Origin of the sequence: Neobacillus driksii, from assembly GCF_013409995.1 — a bacterium.
GTDB lineage: Bacteria > Bacillota > Bacilli > Bacillales > Cytobacillaceae > Neobacillus > Neobacillus driksii.
Map to the genome: position 1 here is coordinate 515,376 of NZ_JACCBX010000002.1, position 25,720 is coordinate 541,095.

Genomic DNA, 25,720 nt, shown 5'->3' on the forward strand with positions numbered 1-25,720 from the left:
AAAAGCTGTTTATTAGGGCTAATTATTTTATGTTGGTTATGCATGGTTTTCTTCTGCAGCCATGGCCTCTGCTTTAGTTTTATGAACAGTTCCAAAAGGATGCAGAGGCGGTGCGTAAATGGAATAAAGTTTAAGTGGTTTATTCCCGGTATTGGTTACATTGTGCCATTTACCAGCAGGGACCATAATGGCAAAATCATCAGAAACGCGCGCTTGAAAGGTTAAGTTATCTTTGGAATCACCCATTTGAACAATCCCTGTACCGTCTTCAATCCGCAAGAATTGATCGATATGGGGGTGTACTTCTAAACCGATATCTTCCCCAACGCCGATACTCATTAAAGTAACTTGCAGATGATTTCCTGTCCATATTGCCGTACGAAATGTGCTGTTTTGCTTAGAGGCCTCGTTGATATTGACCACATATGGCTCTTTTCCATAATCCTTCAATTGAATATTTCTTTCATCGAAAACAGGGTGCCAATGTCGATATGGATTTGGATTTGAATATATAAACTCGTCAGTGTAATCCCAATTCATAATCTGTCTTCCACAGTGATCGATTGGAACGTTGACATAATAAGGATATTGATAAGGATAGGGGTACAAATAAGGAACATAGTTCATTTTGCTCATTCCTTTCAAAGAATTATCCCGTTATCCTATTCCTTTTTAACAATGAATGTACCTAATCCTTCCTAAGCAATCTACCGTACGATTCGAATTACAGCTCGTAAAAAGTAGTCTTAAAAGGAACGATTTCGTTTTCTTCGATTACGCAAGAACGCTGGAATATCCTCAGATTCCTCTGATTCTTCTCGGTGTTCATCATATTCTAGAACTTCTTCGAAATGGATAATGGGCTCTGGTTCTTGATATTGTATACGTTGCTCCCTCCTATAGGAATGTCGCGTTTCCTCAATGACTGGCTGGGAAGGCTTATGTACTTCAGTTTCCTCTTTTTCAGTGAAACCTGTAGCAATGACCGTTACAATTATCTCATCAGTCAAATTTTCATTAATAACCGATCCAAAAATCATATTCAATTCTTCATTCGAAGCAGAGGCAACGATTTCGGCTGCTTCCTGTACTTCAAAAAGACTTAAATTGTTACCGCCAGTAATATTCATGATCACACCATGTGCACCATTAATGGAGGTTTCCAATAGCGGACTATTTAATGCCTTTTCCGCAGCTTCCGTTGCACGATTTCTACCTTCCGCAATGCCAATTCCCATGAGAGCAGTACCTTTATGGGACATGACTGTTTTCACGTCAGCAAAATCAAGGTTAATTAAACCAGGCACTGCAATTAAATCAGAAATCCCTTGAACACCCTGGCGAAGAACATTATCCGCTTCCCTGAAAGCTTCAATCATCGGCGTTTTTTTATCTACAATCTCCAATAGGCGATCATTTGGAATAATAATTAACGTATCTACAGCTTCTCTCATCGCACTAATTCCACTTTCTGCATTTACGGCTCGCTTGTGCCCTTCGAATTTGAAAGGACGCGTGACAACACCAATCGTTAATGCACCAAGCTTCCGGGCAATTCTCGCAATTTCAGGTGCTGCACCTGTTCCTGTCCCACCGCCCATTCCAGCGGTAACGAAGACCATGTCGGCACCCTTTAACACTTCTTCGATGTGGTGTTTACTTTCTTCCACCGCTTTTCTTCCTATTTCTGGATTAGCCCCGGCACCTAAACCTCTGGTTAAATTGGACCCGATTTGCATTTTAATGGCTGCACTCGATTGCTTGATTGCTTGTGCATCCGTATTAACGGCGATAAATTCTACACCAACAACTCCATCCTCAATCATTCGATTTACGGCATTATTACCCCCGCCGCCTACACCGATTACTTTAATTGTGGCTAATTGGTCCATACTTGTATCAAATTCTAACATGGTTATTCCTCCCGTTACATGAAATCCTACTATTACACTATTCGCTATTATTCGGTAGTCATTCTATTATTCGATTAAGTAGAGTTACTTTTTACCCCTAAGTAAATTACTAGAAAAATAATATAGTTTTTAGTCTACGGAACATTAAATTTATTGTCTAGTTAAGGGTTACCTATTATTTCGAGAGGTGATATGGGAAAAAGCACACCCTTCTTTAAGGTGAAAAGCAGTCATATTTTTCCTTTTTGGGGGAGTAAGGTCCTGTTTGTTTTGAGGGTATTTCTAATGTTAAAGGCAGTTAACATTCTAGTTACAAATTGGTTAATATCCTTTGGTTCGACAAATTTTGAAAAAGTCCCCTGTTATGATGGCTTTATATCTTAGAAGAAGGAAGAATAGGAGGAAACATGGCGGAAATATTGCTTTACCTGGGTACATATGTCACCGTTACTCTTGCTGTTGGCTGGTTGATTACAATCGGGTTTGATCTTTTTCTAAAATAAATTGAAATTTTACAAACACCTGCTTTCCTTTGTAAACTAGAAATTAAAAAAACTCATTTGCAATGATCAATTGCAAATGAGTTCTCCTTAGCATTGTTTAACTACTGCTCAAGCACTTGATAAACTGCCATCATATCTCGTTTATTCAACTCACGAATACGATTAAAAATAGGGATATCTGCCAAAGCCTCAGTAACTAGGCTTCCTGACACAACATCACTTACTTTACCAGTAAGCCATGTTTGTACCTCAATGCCCTCGACAATTTCCTTGCGCCCTTCAGCGTTAATGCCGCTCGCATGACAACTCACACATGGTACCGATAATTTATGTACGCCTTCATGGAGGTTATCTTCTGAAATAACCTTTTTCCCATTACAGAAAGGACATGGATGAGCCGCTTTGATCTTATTGATTAAGGTAACAATTTTCTTGTAGCCGAACGCTTCATAGACATACGATAGTTTTTTGTATTTTCCATTGGTAAAATATTTATCAATAATCGCTTCTCTTGTTTCAGTAATATTGTCAAAATCACAGATAGTCACTAGATTTCTACTGCTTATGTTTTCGATATTGCCTTTTATATTGCCCCAAAATGGTAAGGCATTTTGCAACACCACTTCATAGCCAACAAAGCTTGCGAGTTCAAGTTCAAACATCTTCAATCTTACCTGTGTTTCCCGGGGCAATAAGGATACATCTTCTGTGAGTACCATATCGCCGCTTACAATACTTTTTAGTTTTTCAAGTTCCGGTAAGTTGCCTACAGTTTCGATGACTTGATCAAGTGGCATTTGGATAATCTCTCGAATATCACGATCACCAAAATGAAGTTTTTTATGGTGGTTTAACACGGTTCCTTTGCAGACCGGACAAGTGATCATCTCTTTTGATTCTTTCATTTGCTCTTTAATAATCGATTTCGAAATGAACATATAACGCCCCAGGATCATATTAAAGCCTTCCCATGTTCTCTGTGCCTTACCTGCTTTATCGTAAAATGACTTTTCCCAATACCCATATAAAAAGGTATGCTTTTCTGCTTCTGTCATCTCATTGTAGCTTTTACTAATATCTTGACCAAGTTCATTCTTGATCTCATCAAAAAGGAATTGCAATTTTGGATATTGGTACCATTTTAATACCTCCATTACATCGGGATATAATAGCCCGTCCCAAAATGGTACGGTTTTGTCTTGTACGACCACATCGAAATTGAACTTTTCAATGACACGCCGGCCTGAGCAGCATGGACAGTGATTGTCTTGCAGATAGAAATCGAAGCTTCGTGTATCTTTATTTGTCTGATGAGACGCCACAATATGATTAATCAGACCGCCAAGTTCATAGAGAAAACTATATTGACTATACAAATGTCGTTCTAGATCAATGGCGATAACAGGTGCGATTGTTTCAGATTCGTATTCTCCATAAATCAAGCGTGCCATTGATGACAAGCTTTTTAAAATGCCGCCTTTATAGATGTTTTCAGCATTTTTAAAATAGGCGATTTGATTTTCTTGTTGATAGCAAATGCCACTTTGCAACCCAAGCGTTGAAGAAATTTGAATGGGCGTATCGTTATCTTCACGCTTATTATGACAAACATAATCTTCATGACTTAGAACATCTAAATGTGTGACAGGTTCAATCTGTCTTTTACCAAAATCAACGATATAATCTGAGCTTTCAAGCATATAGGCATTGTGTTCAATCATGATGATGGAGACAGACTCGTCTTGAAGAATGACTCTAACACTATCAATAAATTGATTTAAGATATTTTGTGACAACCCTTTTGAAGGTTCGTCAAAAATAAACAGCGTATGAGGGTTCCTTGTATTAGCAAACAGCTCAGATACTAAATGAACACACTGAAACTCACCCGTTGATAAAGTTTGGGTCTTTCGTTCTAACGTCAAATAACCGAGGCCAAGTTTAATCAATAAACTCAAACGTTTATGTGCGATGTCTTCATTTGGTAGTTCTTCAATAATATCTTCAATCGAACGCTGAAAAATATCATCAATGTCATCACTATATTTGGTGAGTTTTCTTTTTATATCAAGAAAAGTAGCGACCGTAGAGCGACTGGTGATTGATTGGTTTCGATCCTGCCCAACGATTACCAGCTTGTCTTTTGGATAACGCTTCAAAAAATCTTTAGCGATACACTCGTTAACCAGCGTCGATTTACCACTACCAGACTCACCTGTAAACGTAATAAGTCTATTTTTAGGAATTTCAATTTCTGCCATTTGAATATTACGGCAGTACAGGTCACGAAATTGATAGTATTCTGTTGGAGGTGCAGGATCTCGTTCCCAAATGATTGGTATTGGGCGTGGTGATTCGTCGACAAGTTTACCACCATATTTCCCGCTTCCAGGTCCAAAGAACAATTGCTCGTCCGTTGCGTCGAGTACAGTGTCTGAATGATCAATGAGCCAAATTTGATTTTTAAAACCTAATTTTCTAATCTGTTCTAAAATTTTCAATAATGTTTGGTGATCGAGACCGACGGAGATTTCATCGATAATAATCACCGTATTTTCGCTTGCAGCCATGAATTCTGCCAGGTAAAGACGAGTTAATTCTCCACCCGATAAGGTACCCATAATCCGATTTAAGGTTAAGTAACCGATATTCATATTGATAATGTTTTGAAGTATATGTAGCTTACCTTCACTGATATGTAATTCTTCTCCTAGAGAATATATAGTTTCAATGCTTAAGTTGTTTGCATCGGAAATACTATGTGGCTGACCAAATAATTCAAGCTTGTACTGCTCAACTTCCTGGCTATAGCGCCTGCCTTTACACTTTGGACATTCAACATTTTTGGTGGTCCCGCGACCTTTACAATCTGGACACCAGCCTAATGCATTATTAAAGGAAAAAACTTCTGGGGAAAGATGATGTTTATCCGCAAAGCATTCCCTTATCTCTCTAAAGACTCCTGTATGCGTTCCAATGGTCGAACGTGGATTGGATGATATCGATGATTTTCCGAGAAAAAGGACCAACGGCATGTCTTCCATCTTAATTGCACTGAAATTTGTTTCCATGATATTGGAAAAAAGATACTGATATTCAGCCTTTGGTAACAGGGAAACAAGACGCTTCTTGGATTCTTCACCGATGGTTTGACAGAATGTGGTTTTACCTGAACCAGACAATCCCGCAATTCCTAGTGATTGGTCTACTGGTATGGAGGCATCTAATTTGTTGATATTGTTGGCAATTAATGCATTAATTTTCAATGGATATCCTCTCCACTCTCGAATTTCAACATTAATAATAGCACAACTACAAGTTAATACGTTAGTTATAGTAAAAACGTTTACAAATTCTCATAATAAAAAGCCAAAAGGCATCTGAGTACGCCTTTTGGCTGTCATTTTTAACACGGTTTTATTTTTTAAATTAAACTGCTTGTTTCATAGATTTTGTAGGATTTACGGAAATGTTTATAAATTGAGATTCTAATTGAGCTAAGTCAGCTTGATCTTTCTCCTTAAGTCGATCAAAAATAAAAACGCAAATATAATAAGAACCAATAAAATAACTAATACACATCAACCAAGTTAGAAACATTTCATTTCCCCCTTTGTTATCGTCTTAATGTTATTTTAAGGGATACCTCCCTTCCACTGATGTGATATACATCACGTTGAATAGAATTTTTTTACACTAAATGTTTCAAATGTTTAACACTCTAATTACAAATCGGTAACTATCCGTTGGTTCGACAAAAACTTAACGATCACTTGTTATAATGACCTTATCTACATATTTTTTGAATGATTCATAAATTCATAGTAATAGAGGAGGCTTTGTTATGACGGAACTATATTCCCCTAGTCATGTACAAGAATTACTGGGCATTGATAGCAATACATTACGAAAGTATGCCACTCTATTAGAAGGACACGGGTATCCTATTCACCGTAATAGCAGAGGACATCGGGGCTATTTTGAAAAGGATATTAACACGATTCGCAAATTCATAGAATTATGCAGTCAAGAGGGGATGACGTTGGAACTTTCGGCCCAAGCGATTATGACAGGGATAGCTGTAGCGGATATAACAGTCGAGGTTACAGAAGAAGAACCAGTACAACTTATGCCTGACCAGATCATGACGAAAAATGGTGATTTGGATGATTTTTTGGAACGGATCGAAAATTTAGAGCGCATCAACATGGATTTACTCACACTCCTAAAGGAGAAAGCCGTACGGGAAGCATATCTAGAAGATAAGATAAACAAAATCTTAAAGTATGTGGAACGAACGGAGCAGCTATTGGAGGAGCGTAGTAATTTCATGCTAGAGGAAACTAGAAAACAGATTGCAGCTGCACAGCAAAAGAAATGGTGGCAGTGGTGGAAATAAAAAAACGTCTTTCTTTTTATGGAATGGGATCCTTTGAGGTGCTTTTCTTAAAATACGTGCTGAAATGACAGTCGTATTGACATAAAAAACACCTTAGTTGTTTTGCACCAAAATGAGGTTCTATTAGATTTTTGAAAAAAAAGTCACTCTCTTTTTGTTAAGATGTCTTGTCCTTAATTCGATTAATTAGCAAGAGTAAAATAAGCGGAGAATTTCCGGTTAAATGCTAAATGAAGTTAGTTTCGGGGTAAATAAGCGGAGGTTTTCCGCTAAATCAAAGAAAAATCTCCCATTTTCGTATTTTTCGAGTCAATAGGCGGAATTTCTCCATCTATTAAAGCTTTTTTTTATACTAATTACTCATTAAGCGGAATTTCTCCGCCTATTGATCTGTACAGGTGCTTACCTTAATAATATTTCTTAGAAGGCTAAAAGACGTATGACTGTTCATACGTCAATTCGGTGTCTTTTAATAAGAATGCACTAGAAAACGGAACCCTTTATTTTTTTATGGAAGGGCGTTATCTAGCCCCCTTGTCTTCTTTAATCTTTGCAATTCTATTGGCCTTATGTTGTTCAAAATCCCACCCCGATAAAAACTTTTTTGTGGATGAATAGCCTGAATGATAGAGAAAATCGATTTCATCCTTATTCAGTTTAAAATCAGTTGCGTTGATGTCCCCTGTTGGAATTTTAATTGTGCGCTCTAGTGTATCTTCGTTCATATGTCGTAAATCATGAGCTTGCAGCATCGTTCTAAAAATATTTTTAAAAAGATGCAGCGGTGTTGGTATTACTGGATCTATACTAACTTTGTCTTTTACAAAACGGAAGCCGAAGGTGGGAAACTGAGGATTTGGCGTATCAAAAATCCAAATTGGAAAGTTACTCAGCAAACCGCCATCTAATATGTAGGATTTGTTACGATCTTTCGATTTCCAAATAACCGGACGGAAGAAAAATGGAATCGATGCACTCATCATAACGGCAGTTGAAATTTTCAAATCTGCGGGGGTCATTCCATAGCGCTCTAAATCATCCGGCAAAATAAACATTTGTCCATTCGAAACATCAGAAGCGATGATTTTTAACTTCTCGGCTGGAAGATCCGCAAATGTATTAATACCCTTTTTTAAAAGAAGTGAATCAACCCAGGCTTCCAAATAATCATTTTTATATATACCTAGATTGAACATTAGTTCAAGTAAACTGCCAATAATGGGAATTCGATTCATGATCGTCCTGCCTCGAAGCTTAGAAAAATCTAGTTCACTAAGAAGCTTTCTAATCTCAAAGCTTTTATAGCCGGCAGCTAAAAGAGCAGCGATTACGGCTCCAGCTGAGGTTCCAGCAATTCTTTGCCATTCTACCTTTTCCTCTTCCATTGCTTGAATGGCTCCGACAAAGGCAATTCCCCTTGCCCCACCGCCTTCGAAAACAGCATCTGCTCTCAACTATTTACACCTCTCCCTCTCTGACATAAGTTTAAAATGCTATTTAAGGAGAAAAATATCATTATATATTCGTTAGTTTACCATGTACGAGGTTTTTATCTAGTTCACGTACCTGATCATATGAATGTAACAATTGTTCAGGTACCAATGTTCTCCCATACACCCAGGCATTCGTTTCTATTTCCATCTTAAGCTTTGCGATTTCGTAGTCTTCACCATACTTTAAGGTTCTCAAATCATGTTTGTTTTTCTTAAAATCTAAATAATATCCAATTACATGATAAAGTATAACTTTAACAACATTTTCATCTGTATCTTTAATTCTAATTTTATTAATATAACCATTAACTTGAAGGTAATTAAATTTAATCGTGTTTGTTGAAACGTTATAACTCATGGGTACAGTGAGTTTATTGTTAATTTCATAGTTAAGATCTAATTTGTGCTGCTCTAAAGTTTCTTCAATAATTTTCTCGATATTTCTGATATAAAGCATTACGCTGACACTTCCCTTTTAACTGACAATATACGATTTTTATTATTTTTATACTCTTCCATTTTACAAATATAAAGTAAAACTATAAAGCTATAATGACAACATTTATTCATCACATCATAAAACAAATCTAGATACCTATATTATCACTGGCCAATTGAGGAAAAATCCCTATGCAAAAAAAAGAGTCCTGCACCTTGGATGAACATTGATACTCCATAGGCGATGGACATTTATGATGCAATTGATATATTATTTTTTTAAAACCATTTAATGTTACCTTTAAATATTAATAATAATGAGATGAGTAATAAACACAATCCAGAAATACGGTACCAATCAATCGGTATTCGTTGATTTGTGAAGATGCCAAAATGATCAAGGGTAACACTAATAATTAACTGTCCAACAATGACTGCTGTGATGGCGGATGCGACGCCAATTTTCGGTACGATAGCTACCATAATTGATACATATGCAACTCCGAGCGCTCCACCCAGCAGCTGCCACTTCGGAACATTGGTTACATTTAATATGTTCCCTTTACCCGCAAAGATAACGAGTAATAAAAGAATCATCGTTCCGATAAAAAACGAAACAAAAGAAGCTTCAATTACTCCAATCTTTTTTCCCAACACACCATTTATCCCGGCTTGTAATCCAATACAAGTACCGCCAATTATGGCTAATAATAAATAAAAAAACATATACATGAATGATTCCACCTAACCCCTTAGGTAAGGCCAAAGGGACATTTAATACTAATTAGTATGCTTTTAGCTGACTGACTAATACATTATCTGAAATCGTGTTTGAATAGGATGTAATTGATACAAAATAAACTAAAAGCGCTTGGGGTGGGCAAATGAATATTACTTTTATATGGGAATCCATCAGTTTACTTTTGATTAGCACCATACTCCTTAGGATTGCTGGTAAAAAATCAGTTGCCCAAATGTCAAGTCTCGAGGTTGTCATTACCTTGGCAATCGGAACCACAATGGGACATGCGATTAAAGAAAATAAATTCTGGCAAATAGTAGTGATATTAACTATTTTTGTACTTTATTTAATTTTCGTCCAATTCCTTCAACTAAAGTTAGACATCCTAGATCGTTATATAACGGGTAATGCAACAATAGTAATCCAAAATGGTAAAATCATCATCGATGGGTTAAAAAAACTACGAATGACTACGGATCAACTAGAAATGAAATTGCGGCAAAAAGGCATAGCTTATATTAGTGATGTAAAAACCGCCACAATTGAATCAGATGGCGGTTTAGGTTATGAACTAATGGAACATACCCAGCCAGTGACGCGTAAAGAGTTAGTAGAAATGATTGGGGAATATCGCAATGAAAATTTACAAACAAGTTCAGAAAAAAAACTAGGTAATTTATTCAATAAAATACCTAATATTAAATAACACCAAAGTGATGTCACATAAACGCACTAACAATCCCCGTTTTTGTATAATCGGGGATCGAAGATCATTACTTCTGTGTAAAAAACACTGGAGCATCATCAACATTGTTCAGCCATATCTGTTCTTTATTATTTAAAGCATTCTTTATCCACACATCCCCTTTAAGTTCCCTGCCCTTTTTGCGTAACCAAGTAATATGAGACCCAACAACCTGAGGATCAACATCCAGTTCATTCTCCTTTGGAAAGGAAATCTGCTGTTGTTCTTCTGATTTAATATTAATGGAATAGAGTGCAGTAAACATGGTAGGGACAGGTCCTTCGTGCCACTCCTTATTCTCTTTTGCACGTGCTACAATCACGTTATCTGGAGAGAACCATTCTAAATCAAGGTCAACGAAGCCCTTAGGAGTATATTCCTTTTGTTGTAATGAACTTGGCATTTCAGCAATTTTCGTTTTTTTGTTATCAACGAAAAATCTGCCTTCTCCTGAAATATAGGCGAGTTGATTAGCTGAAGCTGACCACTTGATCCAATCTTTGTACCATAGCATTTTTCCAACCGCTTGAAATTGATCTCCTTGTGAAGATAAGACACATAAGGTATTGCTATCATTGGACCAGGAAGCAGTAGGCATTGCTAAAAAACTAACCCACTTTCCATCAAAACTCCATTTAAAATAATCAGCAGATATCGCAAACAAATCGGATTCATCAGTTTGAATCGTATAAAAAGGCTTCATTTTCTCTGTATTAAGATTGGCATCTACAGGAATTCTAAACAGGGGGACAGGTCCCCATCCCGTAGGAAGTAAATTAGATTGTGAGGAAACAATAAATTCTTTCCCGTTCGGAAACCATTCAAAATCACTAACACCTAGGGAAACATTTTCAAATCCATGCGGCCGGCCATTCTTTTCTTTTGTAACATTTAATATACCGCGTGAATTGTAGGCTAGTTGATTTTTTACCGGCGACCACTTAAAATCGGATGTTTCAATGGTTACATAAGGCTGGAAGCTTTCTTTTTCCTTTGTGTCATAAATGTATAAATTTGATTTCTCTCCCTGCTCATCGCCATCAAGATACGCAATAAAACGTCCATCTTATGACCATTTTGGAGAAAGTATATATTGTCCTTTTGTGAGTTGGACTTCTTGATCTCTTTTTTGATCCAAAGCTGATGGTCACGGATAAATGCTGCCGTTAGTGGAACGTCAGCACTGGCCAACGATGAAAAATGAAAACAGATAAAGATGAATAATAATAGTACTCGAAAACACATGATCTATCCCTCCTGTTTATAGGATGTCCTGATCATGAGTGAGAATTCTTACTTACAATCAATGCTTCTAGCTACCACAATTAGAAAACTGTCGTTGTAAATATAATAATAAGAATGTGGTTGAGAGATAATACAATACAAAGTATAATGTGCAAAGCATAAGGGGGATTTACCCATTTGAAAAAATTATTAACAGGTTTAACTGTGGCAGCAATTTTACTAACAGGTTTTGCAGGAAATGGTTTTGCTAAAGGTTCTAGTGAAACTGTTGATCCAACTGGTAATGCATTTTTTTGGAAAGTGGATGAAGCTTTCAAAGGGGATAATTTTTTAAGCTGGGTAAATGCTGATGAAAATTATGAGATTTTTCATGTAACGAATGTTGAGGATAATCATATTACTAAAAAGCAATTAAGAATGTTTAAAGACGGTTATAATTCAAATGATATTGGTTATGTAGGTGAAGAGGTTAGTGTGTTATCTTTCGATAAAGAAACCAATGAATTATATCTTATGGTAGAATATCACATTTTATCTGATAATGTAGATATTGAAAAGCCTGAAGTAGATATTGAAAAGCCAATAGAGTGGACAGATGAAACTATGACTCAAGATTGGATTACTTGGGCAAAATCACAAGGTCAATATACTACTGAAGGTTCTGTAAACACATCACAAAATGCAGGATGGATTTATGCAGTTGGTATGCAACCTTGGTTCGACAATACTGCTATTGCTTATATTGCATCAACTTATAAATTAAATGTTACAAACGTAGAACATAGAACAATGCCTGATGGACAACTTGAAACTATTTTCTATGTAACAAAATAAAAGTCAACCTCTCTTTCAATATCGAATAAAGAGCGGATGTAAACAAATAGATTTTCAAAAAAGCAAGTCCCCCTTGCTTCCGTAAATCGGGGGCAGACTTGTTTTTTATAATGCTTACTTTTTACTGCTTCGACTGAAAGTACCATTTCCCGCTTCTCAACTCACTATGTAATTCCCCGCTTTTTTCAAGGAAAATAAGTCTTGCTATCGTGGCCATAAGAGGAGCAAAGAATTTGGTATTACTAAGAGAACCGTAGATGTCCTGGCAAACTTGCCACGCTGTCTTTTCATCACTTCCAACAAAATTTAAGATTTGCTGTAAGCGATAGTTGTGACTCTTTATCATTTCATCTATCCGTTCGTTCAAGTTGTAAATAAGTTCACCATGACCAGGAAGTGCAAGCTTGGTAGGGTATGCTTTTAATTTTTCTAAAGAGGAAAAATTATCTTTTATTGGATTCTCATCGTTCTCTGTCCATAGCGCTACGATCGGTGAAAGTCCAGCTAACACATGATCCCCTGTCAGCATTACCTGCTGAATTGCGTTATAAAAACAGAAATGGTCATAAGAATGTCCTGGGGTCCAAATGGTTTCATACGTATCATTTCCTAGTTTGATAGGTTGCTGGTTTTCAAATACTCCATCAGGTTCAAATTCATATGCCGCCTCTTCCGAGTTCCCCATATTTTGAGTTAATTCTGGACAATCATGTGATGTTAGGAAACTGTGAAGCCAATTAACCCTATTATTGTTTCGTTTTTTCTGTAATTCTTGGTAACCTAAACTTGAAATAAAGACTGGAATGTGATGTTGTTCCTGAAACCATCTAGCAAGTCCACAATGATCTGGATGGGCATGAGTTAACACTAATTTTTCGACAATGATTCCTGATGCTAATGTTTTCTCCCATAGTTCGATGGATTCTAGTGCCTCACTACCTGTATCGACGATGGTAAAGCCGTTTTCTCCTCGGATTAAGTAACTGTTCATTTCAAACATTCCAAACGGATACCGAACAACTAGTTGATAGATATCCTCCGAGATTTTAATTAGCGGTGGGTACTGGTCCATCTATTTGAACCTCCTCTATCTTGCTAATGTTTGTTTTTCTTAAAACTATGTAATAACATAACGACATTTCTATGTAACTAGTAGAAATGCCGTTACTTATTTATTCGTCTGTTATTCCTCATAAACCTTTTCTCAATTATATATTTTTTCCTTACTTTTGAAGTTTTAAGCTGCTTAACAAAGTTGATTTTTATTTGTAAAGCTATTAACTACACAAACCTCCCAATAACCAAGGACGATGTCGATGGGGACCAATCGGAATTTGAATTAAGCTGGTGTTTCCTTGTGGTTCCATCTTGTAAATTTCATCGCACAGGTTGGAATCATATCCGAGGAGCGGGTGCCCACCCATTCCACTGGCTACTGCTGATAAGAGTAATCGTTGCACGAGCATCCCTGCTTCCATTTGTTGGATTCGATATCCTCTGTATCCGAGTGTAGTTTTAAAGTAATCCTTAACTCCAGTGACATGTATGCACAGTGGCACTTGGAGCAAATTTACATTATATAACGACATACCAGATTGCAGCAGGAGTCGATGATCTCCTAGTTGGACCGGATGTAATACATGAGCAGTGCTGTCGTATTGATACGCACCATTAGGAATTCCTTCAACATTATATAAACAGACATTCAGTGACACACGCGGCTTATGCTTCTGATGGACAACCTCCAAATCATTTCGATACAAAAAGGAATCCGTTGCCTCGTGTAGCAGATTTGCCAGTTCGACTTGACTTACCTTTCCCAATATGAAATCCATATCTGGAGAAAATCGGTTTCGACATACAGATCCCAGATCATACTGGAGCCTCTCAGCATGAGGCAAAGATACGGCTTGACCCTCACTAATTACATTTTCCTTCGCCATGATCAAAGGAAACTTTGTTGTAGAATCCAACATGGACACTTCATTTAACTTGGTTAACATCGGATACTCTTTGACCCTTTGGGACCGGACATAATGATTTGGATGAATCGATGTCAATTCTCGACTTAACTCATCTGCAGTAACAATTCTGTCTTTTTCACCCCCATTGGCTGACCAAATAGTAGGTTCCACCGATAGAGGAATGACAGCATACACGCTCTCCTCTTTTTCAGTTAATCCAAGTAAATGATTCATGGCCCGGTCAAGAAATTGGAAGTATACGCCCGATTCGAAGCCAAATCGTTTCGATACTTCCAATAATTGTCCAATTAAAACACCCGCATCCAACCCCTGCAGTCGGTAGGCAAAATTGTTGTATTTAAAAAAATTTTTCCAAAACATGGTCGTTACAAAAACCGTCCCAAAACATGATGAAATCTCACAACGATTACCAAGAGCCCTGGCAATATAGGAATCGTAATTTCCTTCTCGCAGTAATGCTAAGCGATGGTGTGCCACATCATAATGATACACACCAAATGGCAAATCCTCGATTTTCAAATATACGTATAATTCATTTGGATACAGAGCTCCGCCCGAGGGAGCAAACCTCCTGTTTGATTGCATTCGTTCTGTTGTATTCTTTGAAGGATCCAAGTTAAAGACCATTTGGCTAAATTGAGTAAGGCCATAAACATACCAAAGAAAATGCCCCATTTGACGCAGGTCAGGCTTTAAGGGTTGTTTATGTCCTTCAAGTGTCAGTGGTACTTCTAAAGATAATGGGACCACAGGCAATCCGCGGTATAGTTTATAAGGAAGTGGTCCATCTTCCCAATCCACTTCCCAATTCGGGATGCTTGCTTTTTCAATGTCAAAATGTAAATTGTGCAGAAACTCATCAAGAATCATACTCTATCCTCCTAGTGACTGCTTATGGAAACGGATGAGGATGTGGATTTAGCAGTTCGGCTGTCAGCGGTTCATTTGAATATCCTAGTTCCATAGGTACCCTGAACACTCTTTCCAGCCCTGTTATGCGAGTAAGGTGATGTCCGAATGTCATCGGCAGCATCCCCGGTATTAGTACTTTTACACAATAGAGCCCGTTTCGGATTGTTTCCGGTGTCGTCTGGTCAACCACAATCACATCGAGATTTATTCGCCGAAAAACTTGAAGAATATCCTGAAGATCCTCAGTAAGATCTAAATGTTTTGACTTCCACTGTAATTCCTCGTGAAATGGTCGCATTGGGCGATTTTCGTCAAGCAAAAATTGCAGACGCTCTTCTGATTGCGGCAAACCGTACAGCATGCCATGGTCATCCATTTGTTGCACCAAGGTAGAATCATGCAACATTCGCACATATTCCTCCCGGTGCGCCTCTAATTTCTCATCCAAAGACAGCATCATACCCGCTAACTCGTGAACCGCCGTTTTCACCGCCCGTACCGGGTCCAAATGAGATCCGGCCGCACAGATAAGATTCATCCCTTTATCTTTTCTGTTTTTCGCTATGGCCAAAATACTTGGAATCCCATGCTCCATCGTAGAGTTATACAAATATAGATCATAATCCGCGACCGCACGCATTCGTTCAATCATTAACTTAAGCTCTTCGTCTTCAATGGAGGCTGGATCAAGACGTGGTAGGGACATCTGCGCGTACCAAGTCATCAGGAACGAATCACGTTCCACCACTTCCAAAATACCGTAGAAAATGGCTTCTTCCAGACTTCCCCCCAACGCACATCCATTGGAAGTTTCATATACAAATCCACGTGACCCGCAGCCCAAACTGTAATAGGCAAGCAACTCTGGAACAAGTATCGGACGTTCCTGTAAAAGTGAATATCCCCATACCCAATCAATCGGGCGATCTGGATCAAATTCTGTAAACGGAAAACCAGGTCTCTCATACTGTTCTTTGGCGTGTACACCAACCTCTATCGGATTGAGTGCTTGATTTTTCAAATGGTTATAACTATCATGTACCACTGTCTTTTTGCCACGGGGCTTTAGTCCACAGTATCGCTCCAACCCTTCCAAAATAGCTGTTAACTCACTTACAGCGAAGGAGTTAGTCCGTCCTGCTGTTCCCTCGTCCCCCTCGAACATAGGTAAATTGACACTTACATCAGCAAATGTGTGCACGAGGTTAACCATTTTATCATTCAAAAGGCCTGTTCGATCATCAAGATAGTCTTTAACAAGAACGTTATTCAGGTCATCTAACGAACGGCTGCGATAACTGTCGCTGGATACCTTGGGACTTTGTTGCAGTGTAATTTGAGCCAGAGTTGGTGAATCGTCGGGTAATTGACTACACACCTGACACAAGGGAACTGGCAGAAACCTATGCCAAGAACTTTTCAATGTTTTCAAGTTAATATAACATACCCTTCCCTCCGAGTAAGCCTCATCACCCTGCATAATTCTTTGTACTTCCGCCCCAATTAAGTGGGCCATCTGTAATATTCCCGAGCGCGTCGCCCAAGCTTCCTGCTTTATTCCTCCAGATAACTCTAACCTCTTTTGTAGCTCCCATACTTCTGTGCGGTCGGTTCTTGTAATATGACGCCGCAATTCAGCACATTGAGAGCATCCTGACCGATTTGGGTGAACCAAAGGACCAATAATCCCCTCTCCAAAATTAACAAAGCCTCGCAGCCAACGAGTGTTGGTTTGGCGAAACACCTCTTCAGCTTTTTGATGAATAAACGGATTCCATGCATCATGTAAAACTAAAGCCAAATCAATCCCGACCGGTATTAATGCTCCGAAATCGGATTGGCGAAATACCAAGTATTGAGATGACATTTCTTCACACATGTGGTCTGCCAGCATCCCTTCACCAACAACCAAAACGACCGCACTCACCTTAATCCCTCCTCTTGAACCAATACGCCAAAGATCCCTGCCAATCCCTCTTTCAAAAAGGGTTCTAGTTCTAATTCATATACAAACAACTGCTTTCCGTTCTGTTCCAAGATTTCCATAGCGCTCAGCAAGTCCTCGGATTGTATCCTCTCTTCACAAGCAGGAATTTCAACGCTCAGCGGAACTTTTTCATCTAAAAGCATGGACGAAACTTCCAAGGATCGGGCAGTAACGATTTCTTGTTCATTTTGGATTTTGGTAAGTGCCTGTTGAAGGGCATTTCGTAAAGCCCTAGTAATATTCAAATCAACACTGCCATACCATCCGTCATTTGTACCAATCCACACCACGGGGAATCCTGATACTTCCTCGCCTATCCCTATAGTTGGTGCTCCCTGCAACGTGGTCAGTGCCTGCAAATAAAACCGACAGCGTTCATCTTCTACCGTACTCAATTGTACCTTCGAAACTGAATATTTCTGTTCAAGGCTTTGTTTGATTAACTCTTGGTCCAAACATCTTTGCAATCCTCTACAAACACTTTCCGCGAACATTTCACCAGCTCCAACTTCAACTTCCGGAGGTAGGTCGAGCAGACCCACTAGTTGTGAAACATACGCTTCGATTCCTGATAAACCTGCTTCCCTTCTTGCCTCCTCATGTGTCAGACCTGATAAGACAATATCTTCAATTAGTTCAGCTGGTCCATCTGCCAATGGGTTGAATACCTGAACTCGGCACTGAGCTAACGGAAGCTGCCCTAAATCCCCCTCCTCCCAAATATGGAAAATCCCTGTTACCTTTGATGTCAACTGGTTGAAGGAAAAAAGTAATTTACCTGGATCGACACTCTCCATGCGGTCTGCTAGTCGCAAATCAATATCTTCTACCAATCTAGTTGTTGACCGTCCTGTTACCAATGGATGAGGCATAAACGAGTGCCAGTTTCCTTCTAACGTTTCCAAATCTAGAAGAAAGAATTGATTCTTCTGCTCCTTTTCGGACACACCCGTAACGTCTTTAAACAACTCAAATACGATAACATTAGCCAGCATAGCTCCAGCTGTGGAAGAAAAATCGGATAATGGCTGGTCTTTAAAGAGAGCTGATTGGTGAATACTCCGCCATGCAGACTCCCAGCACCCTTCTGAGTCTGGATACACTAACGGACCCGCTAAACCCGCCTGTTCTAAGCAAATAGCAGGGAGAAACGCTTTACCCGCTTCCCTGCAAACCCTATGTAGAAGCCGGAGTTCCTCTACATCTTCCTTTTGTGACACATACAAAATATAGTCAAACGGTCTTATAATCTCCTCCCAGGAAATTTCCCCTTGCTGGTTTAGTGTGACCTCTTCCATCTCCACTTCAGCGTCTGTTTTACGCGTATGTTCCACAATTTCCATCAACCGCCTTCTATTGGTTTGAACCCGGTCATTGATTAGCATATGGAACTTGGGCAATCCAGAATTAAGTAAGGAAGAAACCAATGAAACAAAAAAAGGACCAGAGCCTACTGCCAACACTTTTGCCTGACGATAGATCTGAAAACGAAACGCCCCCGAATCAACCAAATTGTCTACAAATTCAATTTGAGATGCATACTTTTTTAGAACATGTTCCTTCAATTGGTGGGAACGGTCTTGGCTAACATCTCGAGCAAACCCATTTCGATATAGTGCCTCTGCAATTTCAAACACTCTATCTCGGTATGCCGCCGGCAATCCGTTGGTCAAATATTCCAAGGTATACTCGCCATTAAACATTGGTATCAGCTTTTCAACCCATTGATCGATCATACTGCCTTCCATACGAAATGAGCTTATATTGTTCCGAAAATACACACCACTGTTTGGATCAGGGAGAAAAAACGTGTCCCTTTTCACCTTCAGACGCACAGAAGGGTTCATATTTGTCATTTCCGCTCCTCCTTAGCCTTAGCATACTTCATTTTTAATTATCATCACTATCATCCTATGTACTGCAATTTGTCCCTTATGTTAATTGTTGAAGAGAAGAAGCCCCTGCAAAAACTGCAAGGGCTCTTCTCCTCTCCATTTCTAGGTGGAGTCTTTGTTAAAAATCTATTGTTATCAACCGCCGCAACGATGGCCTCCGCCACCACAACGATGACCGCCTCCGCCGCAATTGTGTCCTCCGCCGCAATTATGGCAACGATGTCCACCGCAATTATGGAAGCAATTATGGAAGCAATTGTGGAAGCAATTGTGGAAGCAATTGTGGAAGCAATTAAAGCAACTAAAGCAACTAAAGCAACTAAAGCAACTAAAACATCGCCCAATACCGCCAATACCACCAATACCACCAATACCGCCAACACCGCCTAAACCACCAATACCGCCTAGACCACCAAATCGATTTGGATCAGTGTAGTACATGCTTGGGTCAAAAGGAACTGCCTCGGTTGCTTGGAAATCCCCAAGACTTAAGCCCTGGAGTTGACTTTGGAAATCATTCATTCTATATACCTCCTTATATTTTAAAAAAAGGGCGCAGCTACAGGAAACGGGCACAGAACAATCCTGAAATATAGGTAAATACACTGCTATACCTTCTCCAACAAAATATGTATAATGGCTGGGTATTGCTACTAATACAAAAGCCTATTTATGAAGTTTCAAAAAAACTATAAGGACGAAAAAAGAATTTTCTCAGCCAAAATAGGAAAAGAGGCCCCAGCTATAGGGCCCCGAATATGCTACTAATCATTTACATAATTTTGAAAGACTTACCTAACTCATTACCAGCCCGCCATCGACAATCAGTGTCTGCCCTGTCATAAACTGACTCCATTCCGAAGATAAGAACATGACAGGCCCGACAATATCGTCAGGTTGTGCAATTCTCCTAAGCGGTGTTTGAGAAATAATCATTTCTTTTACTTCTTCTTTCGTTTCTCTGCTTGCGTCGGTTGGATACACCAAACCAGGTGCTACACAATTCACTCGAATTCCGAATGCCCCAACTTCAACGGCTAAATTGCGGCTAAACCCAATTAATGCAGATTTAGCGGTTGTATAGTCATGATAAGGAATGAGGGGGCGTTGTACTAAGTTTGTTACGATATTAACAATGCTTCCCCTGGTTTGTTTTTTCATTAAGGGGACGGCTTGTTGACATACATAGTAAGTAGATTTTACTGCTCCATCGATTTGTTCCTGATAGTCTTCCCATTTTACTTGCGAGAACATTTTTCGGGTTTCGGGATTAAAGACATAGGGTTTAAAGGCATTATTGACGACTACATCTAATTTGCCTACTTCTAGCTCAATTTGATTCATCATACGGTTAACATCCGATTCAGACGTAACGTCTGCTTGAATCGCCCAAGCATCACCACCAAGCTCAAGACAAGAAGCCACTGTTTTTTCTGCAGCTTCTTCATTTTGAAGATAATTAACAATGACCGTGGCACCTTCTACTGCAAAACCTCTTGCGATGGCTGCACCAATTCCTCTACTTGAACCAGTAACTAATACTGTTTTATTCTCAAATTTTTTCACAAGCTCACCCTATTTCGTAAAGTCTTCAACGATAAATTCTGACATTTGTAATTCCTTATCAATTAGTCCAAGCTCGTGATAGATATCAGCACCCTGCTGCAAAACATCCACTTCTAATGCACCTAAGCCTCTTTCGCTTGTAGCCTTTGAAGTACCGGCTTCGTTTCGCAGTTTAATAATTTCTAAATTATGATTTTGATCCTTGCCATCAATCGCATGTTTAGCTGCTAAAGCAGCAGCTTCCTCGGGCTGGCTGATCATCCACTCCGCACTCGTTTGATAGCCTTTAACAAACTTTTTCAACATATCCTTTTTTTCATTGTATGTTTTTTCTGAAACCACGAAGATATCACTAGGGATATTAAGATAATTTTTCACCTCCAGTACATTAACATCCGCCAATCCCTTTTCTGCTGCTGTCACTAAGCCAGTGTCTGTGGCTGCTGTTGCGTCGACCTGCCCCTGCATTAACGGGGCAAAATTCAAGAGACCTGTTTCAACAATCGTAACGTCCTTTTCGGATAGGCCAGCTTGGTTCAATAGAACAAGAAGATTTTGCCTAGTACCACTAGAAAGGCTGTATACTCCAATCTTCTTCCCTTTTAAATCCTCAGGTTTCGTGATGTTGCTTTCCTTTAAAGAAACAACATTAAATACGTTTTGAGGATAAATATTATAGATGACTTTTAAATTCTCCCCTTGGTTTAAGGCAAAATAGAGCGAACCTGGATCAGTAAAGGCAATATCAGCCTTACCAGTAAGGATATTTTTAATGGCATCACCGCCGCCTGCACCCGGAATAAATTCAACATTTAAACCTTCATTTTTAAAAAAATCTTTTTCATCGCTGACAAGCAGGTTCGTTTGTTCTGAAATCGGCTGACTCCAGCTCGCGATTTTTACTGTGTCCAACTCTGTTCCCGCTGTGGCTTGCTGTTTAGTGTCTTTTGAACCACAAGCCGTTAACAACAAGATTAGGACCATGGCAATTGCTGTAATACTTCGTTTCAATTTCATTTGTACTAAACTCCTCACTGTTTTCTATATTTAAATAAGCGACGTTCTATAAAATAAATGAGTTGATAGAGAAAGGTTCCAATCAACGTAATTAACATAAGCACGGAAAACATTAAAGGTGTGTCCATCATCCCTTGTGAAGCAATAATCAAAGCACCTAATCCCTCACTGCCTCCGATAAATTCACCCACTACGGCACCGACAACAGCGAGGACAACAGCAACCCGAAAACCAGCCATGATACTAGGCAGCCCAGCAGGTATTTTTAATTTAAACAAGGTTTGCCATCGGTTGGCCCCTAACACACGAAACAATTCTAATTTTTTTGGATCGGTGTATTGAATGGCGGTAACGGTATTTTCCATTAACGGGAAAAAGCAAATTAAACCGGTTATGACAACTTTTGATGTCATTCCAAAACCAAACCAAAGAATAAATAATGGTGCCAGTGCCAGTTTGGGAACAGCTTGACTAGCTATCACATAAGGAAATAATAGCTTTCGAATAAACTCCACTTCACCCATCCAAATGCCCGTAAGGATTCCTAACAAACTCCCGAGAAAAAGGCCGATGACAATCTCCAAACTTGTTCGGAGAATATGGGGAGTGTAGTAACCGCTCGTTAATCCCTCTATCAGTGTGTTGAACACAACGGATGGTGCTGGAAGTACCAGCTCGGACATTTGCTTGGCCAGCATTTCCCAGAGTAATAGAATCAAGATGAATAATAACCAGGAATAAATCGAACCTTTTTTCATCTCAGTCCTCCACTTATGGCTGTTCGGATTTCCAGGCAAAGCTGACTAAACTGCCCGGAATATCGACTATCTGGTGTGTGCCGGTCTTGTATATTAACAAAAAACTCATGAATAATTCTCCCTTTATCCATAACTGCAATCCTGTCTGACAAATAGACTGCTTCTGAAATATCATGGGTAACAAATAACACCGTCATTTGATGGAGCTCACAGAGCCGGAGAAGATCATCTTGAAGCTCCTCTCTTGTGATGGCATCAAGAGCTGAGAAAGGCTCATCCATATAAAGCAGGGTCGGCGATCCCATGAGCGCTCTAGCAATCGATACACGACTTTGTTGTCCGCCAGATAAACGAGCTGGGTATTCCTTTTTTAAATGAGACAGTCCCATTAAATCCAAAAGGGATTCTGCTTTTTTTACATGTTCTTTTGTTACTTTATGTTTAAGAGAAACGGGTAAAAGAACATTATCTATTACTGTTTTCCATTCCAATAAAGTTGGTGACTGAAATACAAAGCCTATTTTTTCTGAAGGTTTTATTCTTTCACCTTGTAACAGAATTGAACCCTCATTTGGTGTTAATAATCCTGCCGCCAGCTTTAATAGCGTGGTTTTTCCACAGCCGCTTTTACCTAGTAAACTGTGAAACTTTCCCTTTTCCACATCGAAACTAACGGAATCGACAATCAGGTTATTTTTTGCATAGCTGTAACGAACATCTTGTAAACTCAAATAAGCCATTTCTGCCTCCTAATCAACATAAGCTGCAAAATACTCCGCATACTCTTCCGCTGAATGCTCAATATCAACCATTTGAACCAAATCTAGTAAATTAAACCCGCCATCATGATGCCAGCCTGCTTCAGGAGAAGTCATCTTACCTAGAGCAGTAATTCTTGTTACACCGATATTCCCAAACTTTTCAGCCCATCGAAACAGTTCCTTCGGAGCGGCAGCAATACCAGCACTCTGCAAGATTTTCCGATAGGGCAGCATACTTGGCAAAATGTCCTCTATCTCATCAAAAGCAATAACTTTCACCGTACGGTTGGAACAAGTTGGTGAGAACGCAGCACCCTCTTCATAAACAACGGTCCAATGGTGATCCGTTTGACCAAATACTTGTTTCGCAGGATTTGAAAAAGAAGTTACTTCTTCTTGGTTACGCCAATGGACGGCTGCTGTCATTTCTTCTAAGGTAAGAGTGCGCCTCGGGTAACGTTTTTGATAACTTTCCAGCTCCTGTGCAAGATACTGCGCAAACTCGGCCGGTGTTACATTACCCCCTTTTCGAACATAGAAAATATGCGGGGAATAACAGCCTTGTTGATCAAATTGGATGATATCAAATGCAGCATGATGAGCAGTGGTTAATGCTTTCCGTGAGTCTAGAGCAGCATTACTAATTACCCCGAAACTGACTTTATGTCCAAATGGCAGGAAACGAGTGGTGACGGGAATTCTTCGACTCATGGATTCTAGCGAAGTATTACTTCCATAGCCGACGACCACATCTGAATATCTAAAAATCTCCTTTTCTCGTGCCTCATCTCCTCCTTTCCACCAGACAACCGCCAGGCAGTCTTTTAATTGGGGAGCCACTTCGACTAGAACCTGTGCGAACAAGCCAGCAAACAACGGCTCGGCACTCGATACCTTGCCAATGTTGCCAGACTTAACCAATAACCCTGAAATCAGACTCCATAAGGGGAGTGCGGGTACATTTCCTGCCCATACATGGAGAATCAATTCTGGTCCCACTGCTTTTGAATATCCTCTTTTTACACGAGGCTGGAAATCATCTAGCAGCAAAGGATTTCCTAAGTCCTCGACCACGAAGCGCTGCAGCTCATGTTTGCGGAACTTTTTTAAAAAGGAAGTAAGCCCCAGGCGAATCATTTCTTTATCGTATCCGGTAACAATTGGCAGCAGCATTTCTGCTTTTTTCCGGTAGGTTGAATGACGATCGAGCAGAACTTCTATGGCGGTGTCAATGATCGAAATTATCTCAGTGATACTCATGTTTTTTAATACTTCTGAACTTGCTGTTTTAACCTTTTCTGTCACCAATTGCATTTGCTTCATAGTAAGTAGTGGAGCTTCTACCTCAAGCACTTCACCCTTTCTGGTAAAGGTAAGAATCTTGGTTTCTATGATTTCTTCTCCGATATCAGGAAGGTATCCAACTCTTTCTCTCATCGTGTTGGCTCCGTGGCTGCCTTAATAAATTCCTCAACGGCAATTGAACATCCCTTTGCCTCAGTTCCTTGGACCCTGCCCAAAAGAAGGAACCCCTCACCAACTTTCATACCTAAGTCTTCGGTCAAAATTGAACTGACAGAATTATAGTTTGCCAGATCACAATGGACGATAACCCCACGTTCCCCCTCAGCGACTTCTTCACCGGTTAACGGATGTATAATTCTCGTTTTCAGCCAATGAGGACCGGATTTAATAGATGGAACCTGTTCATTTCCAGCGTCATAGAGCTGTGAACTTAACTCCGTCATACCGTACATATTGATACAATCTTTTCTCGGAACACCTAGCACTCTCGATAACTCGTGATAAAACTCGTCCAGTTCCCATTCTTTTGACTGATTTTTAAATCCACCTGTATCTAAAATCTTACTTCCAGCCGGTAACTGAAAGCTGCGGCCGATTTTTGCGAGTTCTTCGAACAGATGAACAAAACTGAATGAGGCACCTAACAATGCAAAAGGTTCACCTGAGTGTTCTGCCTGTTCCAATTCTTGAATCACCCTCTCAAGATCAATCCCATTATCACCTAGAAGATAGTGACTCTCCTCCGTACCAAACTCCTGTTTCGCCAGCGCTAAATACCGAGCTAATGAGGAATTAGGCATTTCTTCCTCCGTCGGGAACAGAATACCCATGCGGATTTTTTCCGTTTCTTTCATAAAACGCCGTTTAAAATAGGTTTTCATCGATAGATTCCATACTTGTAAGGTCGGATGATAATGCTTCCCTTTTACACCTTGTGTGGTGCCGCTTGTCATAAAATACCTTTCTGCTTCTTCTGGCGGCGTACAGGTCAGGGCCACCTCTTTAAATGCATTAATCGGCACCGCTGGAATGTCCTTCCATGATTTTACCGTCCGGATGGTTTTGCCTTTTTGCTGGCAGAACTTCCGATATGGAAGGTTATTTGTGAACTGATAAGCAAATAGTTGTAAGGCATTCTGATTAAATTCATCATTTGATAGCGAATCAGATTGTAGAATAGTAAGTAGTTGGTTTATGATTTGCTGCTGTTCCACGATGGTAC

The 25,720-nt window shown here is 39.5% G+C and carries 21 protein-coding genes and 1 pseudogene; 3 read left to right on the top strand and 19 right to left on the bottom strand.

Going from position 1 to position 25,720, the window contains the following annotated elements:
• Nucleotides 1-36: 36 nt before the first annotated feature.
• The 4 genes from F4694_RS05760 to F4694_RS05775 form a co-directional block, all read right to left on the bottom strand.
• Entirely contained in the window at nt 37-627 is a 591-nt protein-coding gene (locus F4694_RS05760) for a cupin domain-containing protein (RefSeq protein ID WP_179595928.1), read from the bottom strand.
• A 119-nt stretch (nt 628-746) separates the two neighbouring features.
• Entirely contained in the window at nt 747-1,913 is a 1,167-nt protein-coding gene (gene ftsZ / locus F4694_RS05765; protein WP_179595929.1) for a cell division protein FtsZ, read from the bottom strand.
• Nucleotides 1,914-2,517: 604 nt separating this feature from the next.
• Nucleotides 2,518-5,682, bottom strand: a complete 3,165-nt coding sequence (locus F4694_RS05770) for an ATP-binding cassette domain-containing protein (RefSeq protein WP_179595930.1) — start codon at nt 5,680-5,682, stop codon at nt 2,518-2,520.
• A 163-nt stretch (nt 5,683-5,845) separates the two neighbouring features.
• Nucleotides 5,846-6,016, bottom strand: a complete 171-nt coding sequence (locus F4694_RS05775) for a hypothetical protein (RefSeq protein WP_179595931.1) — start codon at nt 6,014-6,016, stop codon at nt 5,846-5,848.
• 244 nt (nt 6,017-6,260) lie between these two features.
• On the opposite strand from F4694_RS05775, the gene F4694_RS05780 reads away from it, so the two are divergent.
• Nucleotides 6,261-6,815 (top strand): MerR family transcriptional regulator, encoded by a 555-nt coding sequence (locus F4694_RS05780; RefSeq protein WP_179595932.1) that lies wholly within the window; start codon nt 6,261-6,263, stop codon nt 6,813-6,815.
• Nucleotides 6,816-7,336: 521 nt separating this feature from the next.
• Here F4694_RS05780 and F4694_RS05785 read toward each other — a convergent pair.
• From F4694_RS05785 to F4694_RS05795, 3 genes are all read right to left on the bottom strand, one after another.
• The gene (locus F4694_RS05785; protein WP_179595933.1) at nt 7,337-8,269 is read right to left on the bottom strand and encodes a patatin-like phospholipase family protein; all 933 of its coding nucleotides are present in this window, start codon (nt 8,267-8,269) and stop codon (nt 7,337-7,339) included.
• 61 nt (nt 8,270-8,330) lie between these two features.
• Nucleotides 8,331-8,666: a hypothetical protein gene (locus tag F4694_RS05790; protein ID WP_306458393.1), complete on the bottom strand. Its 336-nt coding sequence runs from the start codon at nt 8,664-8,666 to the stop codon at nt 8,331-8,333.
• 359 nt (nt 8,667-9,025) lie between these two features.
• A complete protein-coding gene (locus F4694_RS05795; protein WP_179595935.1) occupies nt 9,026-9,478 on the bottom strand; it encodes a DMT family transporter in 453 nt (150 codons plus the stop codon).
• A gap of 152 nt (nt 9,479-9,630) precedes the next feature.
• Here F4694_RS05795 and F4694_RS05800 point away from each other — a divergent pair, with 152 nt between their 5' ends.
• Nucleotides 9,631-10,194 (top strand): DUF421 domain-containing protein, encoded by a 564-nt coding sequence (locus F4694_RS05800; RefSeq protein ID WP_218895527.1) that lies wholly within the window; start codon nt 9,631-9,633, stop codon nt 10,192-10,194.
• 67 nt (nt 10,195-10,261) lie between these two features.
• Here F4694_RS05800 and F4694_RS05805 read toward each other — a convergent pair.
• Nucleotides 10,262-11,478: pseudogene (locus F4694_RS05805) on the bottom strand (translocation protein TolB).
• Nucleotides 11,479-11,655: 177 nt separating this feature from the next.
• Between F4694_RS05805 and F4694_RS05810 the strand changes: the two are divergent.
• The gene (locus F4694_RS05810) at nt 11,656-12,312 is read left to right on the top strand and encodes a hypothetical protein (protein WP_179595936.1); all 657 of its coding nucleotides are present in this window, start codon (nt 11,656-11,658) and stop codon (nt 12,310-12,312) included.
• 121 nt (nt 12,313-12,433) lie between these two features.
• On the opposite strand, the gene F4694_RS05815 is transcribed toward F4694_RS05810, so the two are convergent.
• The 11 genes from F4694_RS05815 to F4694_RS05865 form a co-directional block, all read right to left on the bottom strand.
• Nucleotides 12,434-13,384 (bottom strand): MBL fold metallo-hydrolase, encoded by a 951-nt coding sequence (locus F4694_RS05815; protein WP_179595937.1) that lies wholly within the window; start codon nt 13,382-13,384, stop codon nt 12,434-12,436.
• 205 nt (nt 13,385-13,589) lie between these two features.
• Entirely contained in the window at nt 13,590-15,167 is a 1,578-nt protein-coding gene (locus F4694_RS05820) for a SagB family peptide dehydrogenase (RefSeq protein ID WP_179595938.1), read from the bottom strand.
• A gap of 22 nt (nt 15,168-15,189) precedes the next feature.
• Nucleotides 15,190-17,136, bottom strand: coding sequence for a TOMM precursor leader peptide-binding protein (locus tag F4694_RS05825; protein ID WP_179595939.1), 1,947 nt, complete (start codon nt 17,134-17,136; stop codon nt 15,190-15,192).
• The gene (locus tag F4694_RS05830) at nt 17,133-19,052 is read right to left on the bottom strand and encodes a putative thiazole-containing bacteriocin maturation protein (protein ID WP_179595940.1); all 1,920 of its coding nucleotides are present in this window, start codon (nt 19,050-19,052) and stop codon (nt 17,133-17,135) included. Before F4694_RS05830 ends, F4694_RS05825 begins: the two co-directional genes overlap by 4 nt.
• 174 nt (nt 19,053-19,226) lie before the next feature.
• Nucleotides 19,227-19,613, bottom strand: coding sequence for a heterocycloanthracin/sonorensin family bacteriocin (locus F4694_RS05835; protein ID WP_179595941.1), 387 nt, complete (start codon nt 19,611-19,613; stop codon nt 19,227-19,229).
• 273 nt (nt 19,614-19,886) lie between these two features.
• On the bottom strand, nt 19,887-20,657 hold the full coding sequence (locus F4694_RS05840; protein WP_179595942.1) for a 3-oxoacyl-ACP reductase: 771 nt from the start codon (nt 20,655-20,657) through the stop codon (nt 19,887-19,889).
• A gap of 9 nt (nt 20,658-20,666) precedes the next feature.
• Complete coding sequence (locus F4694_RS05845) at nt 20,667-21,674, bottom strand: ABC transporter substrate-binding protein (protein ID WP_179595943.1); 1,008 nt, start codon at nt 21,672-21,674, stop codon at nt 20,667-20,669.
• 14 nt (nt 21,675-21,688) lie between these two features.
• Nucleotides 21,689-22,432 carry an ABC transporter permease gene (locus F4694_RS05850; protein WP_179595944.1) on the bottom strand — a complete coding sequence of 248 codons (744 nt, stop codon included), beginning with the start codon at nt 22,430-22,432 and terminating at the stop codon, nt 21,689-21,691.
• A complete protein-coding gene (locus F4694_RS05855) occupies nt 22,429-23,172 on the bottom strand; it encodes an ABC transporter ATP-binding protein (RefSeq protein ID WP_179595945.1) in 744 nt (247 codons plus the stop codon). Before F4694_RS05855 ends, F4694_RS05850 begins: the two co-directional genes overlap by 4 nt.
• Nucleotides 23,173-23,181: 9 nt before the next feature.
• Nucleotides 23,182-24,630: an acyl-CoA reductase gene (locus F4694_RS05860; RefSeq protein WP_179595946.1), complete on the bottom strand. Its 1,449-nt coding sequence runs from the start codon at nt 24,628-24,630 to the stop codon at nt 23,182-23,184.
• Entirely contained in the window at nt 24,627-25,712 is a 1,086-nt protein-coding gene (locus tag F4694_RS05865; RefSeq protein ID WP_179595947.1) for a LuxE/PaaK family acyltransferase, read from the bottom strand. Before F4694_RS05865 ends, F4694_RS05860 begins: the two co-directional genes overlap by 4 nt.
• Nucleotides 25,713-25,720: the final 8 nt, after the last annotated feature.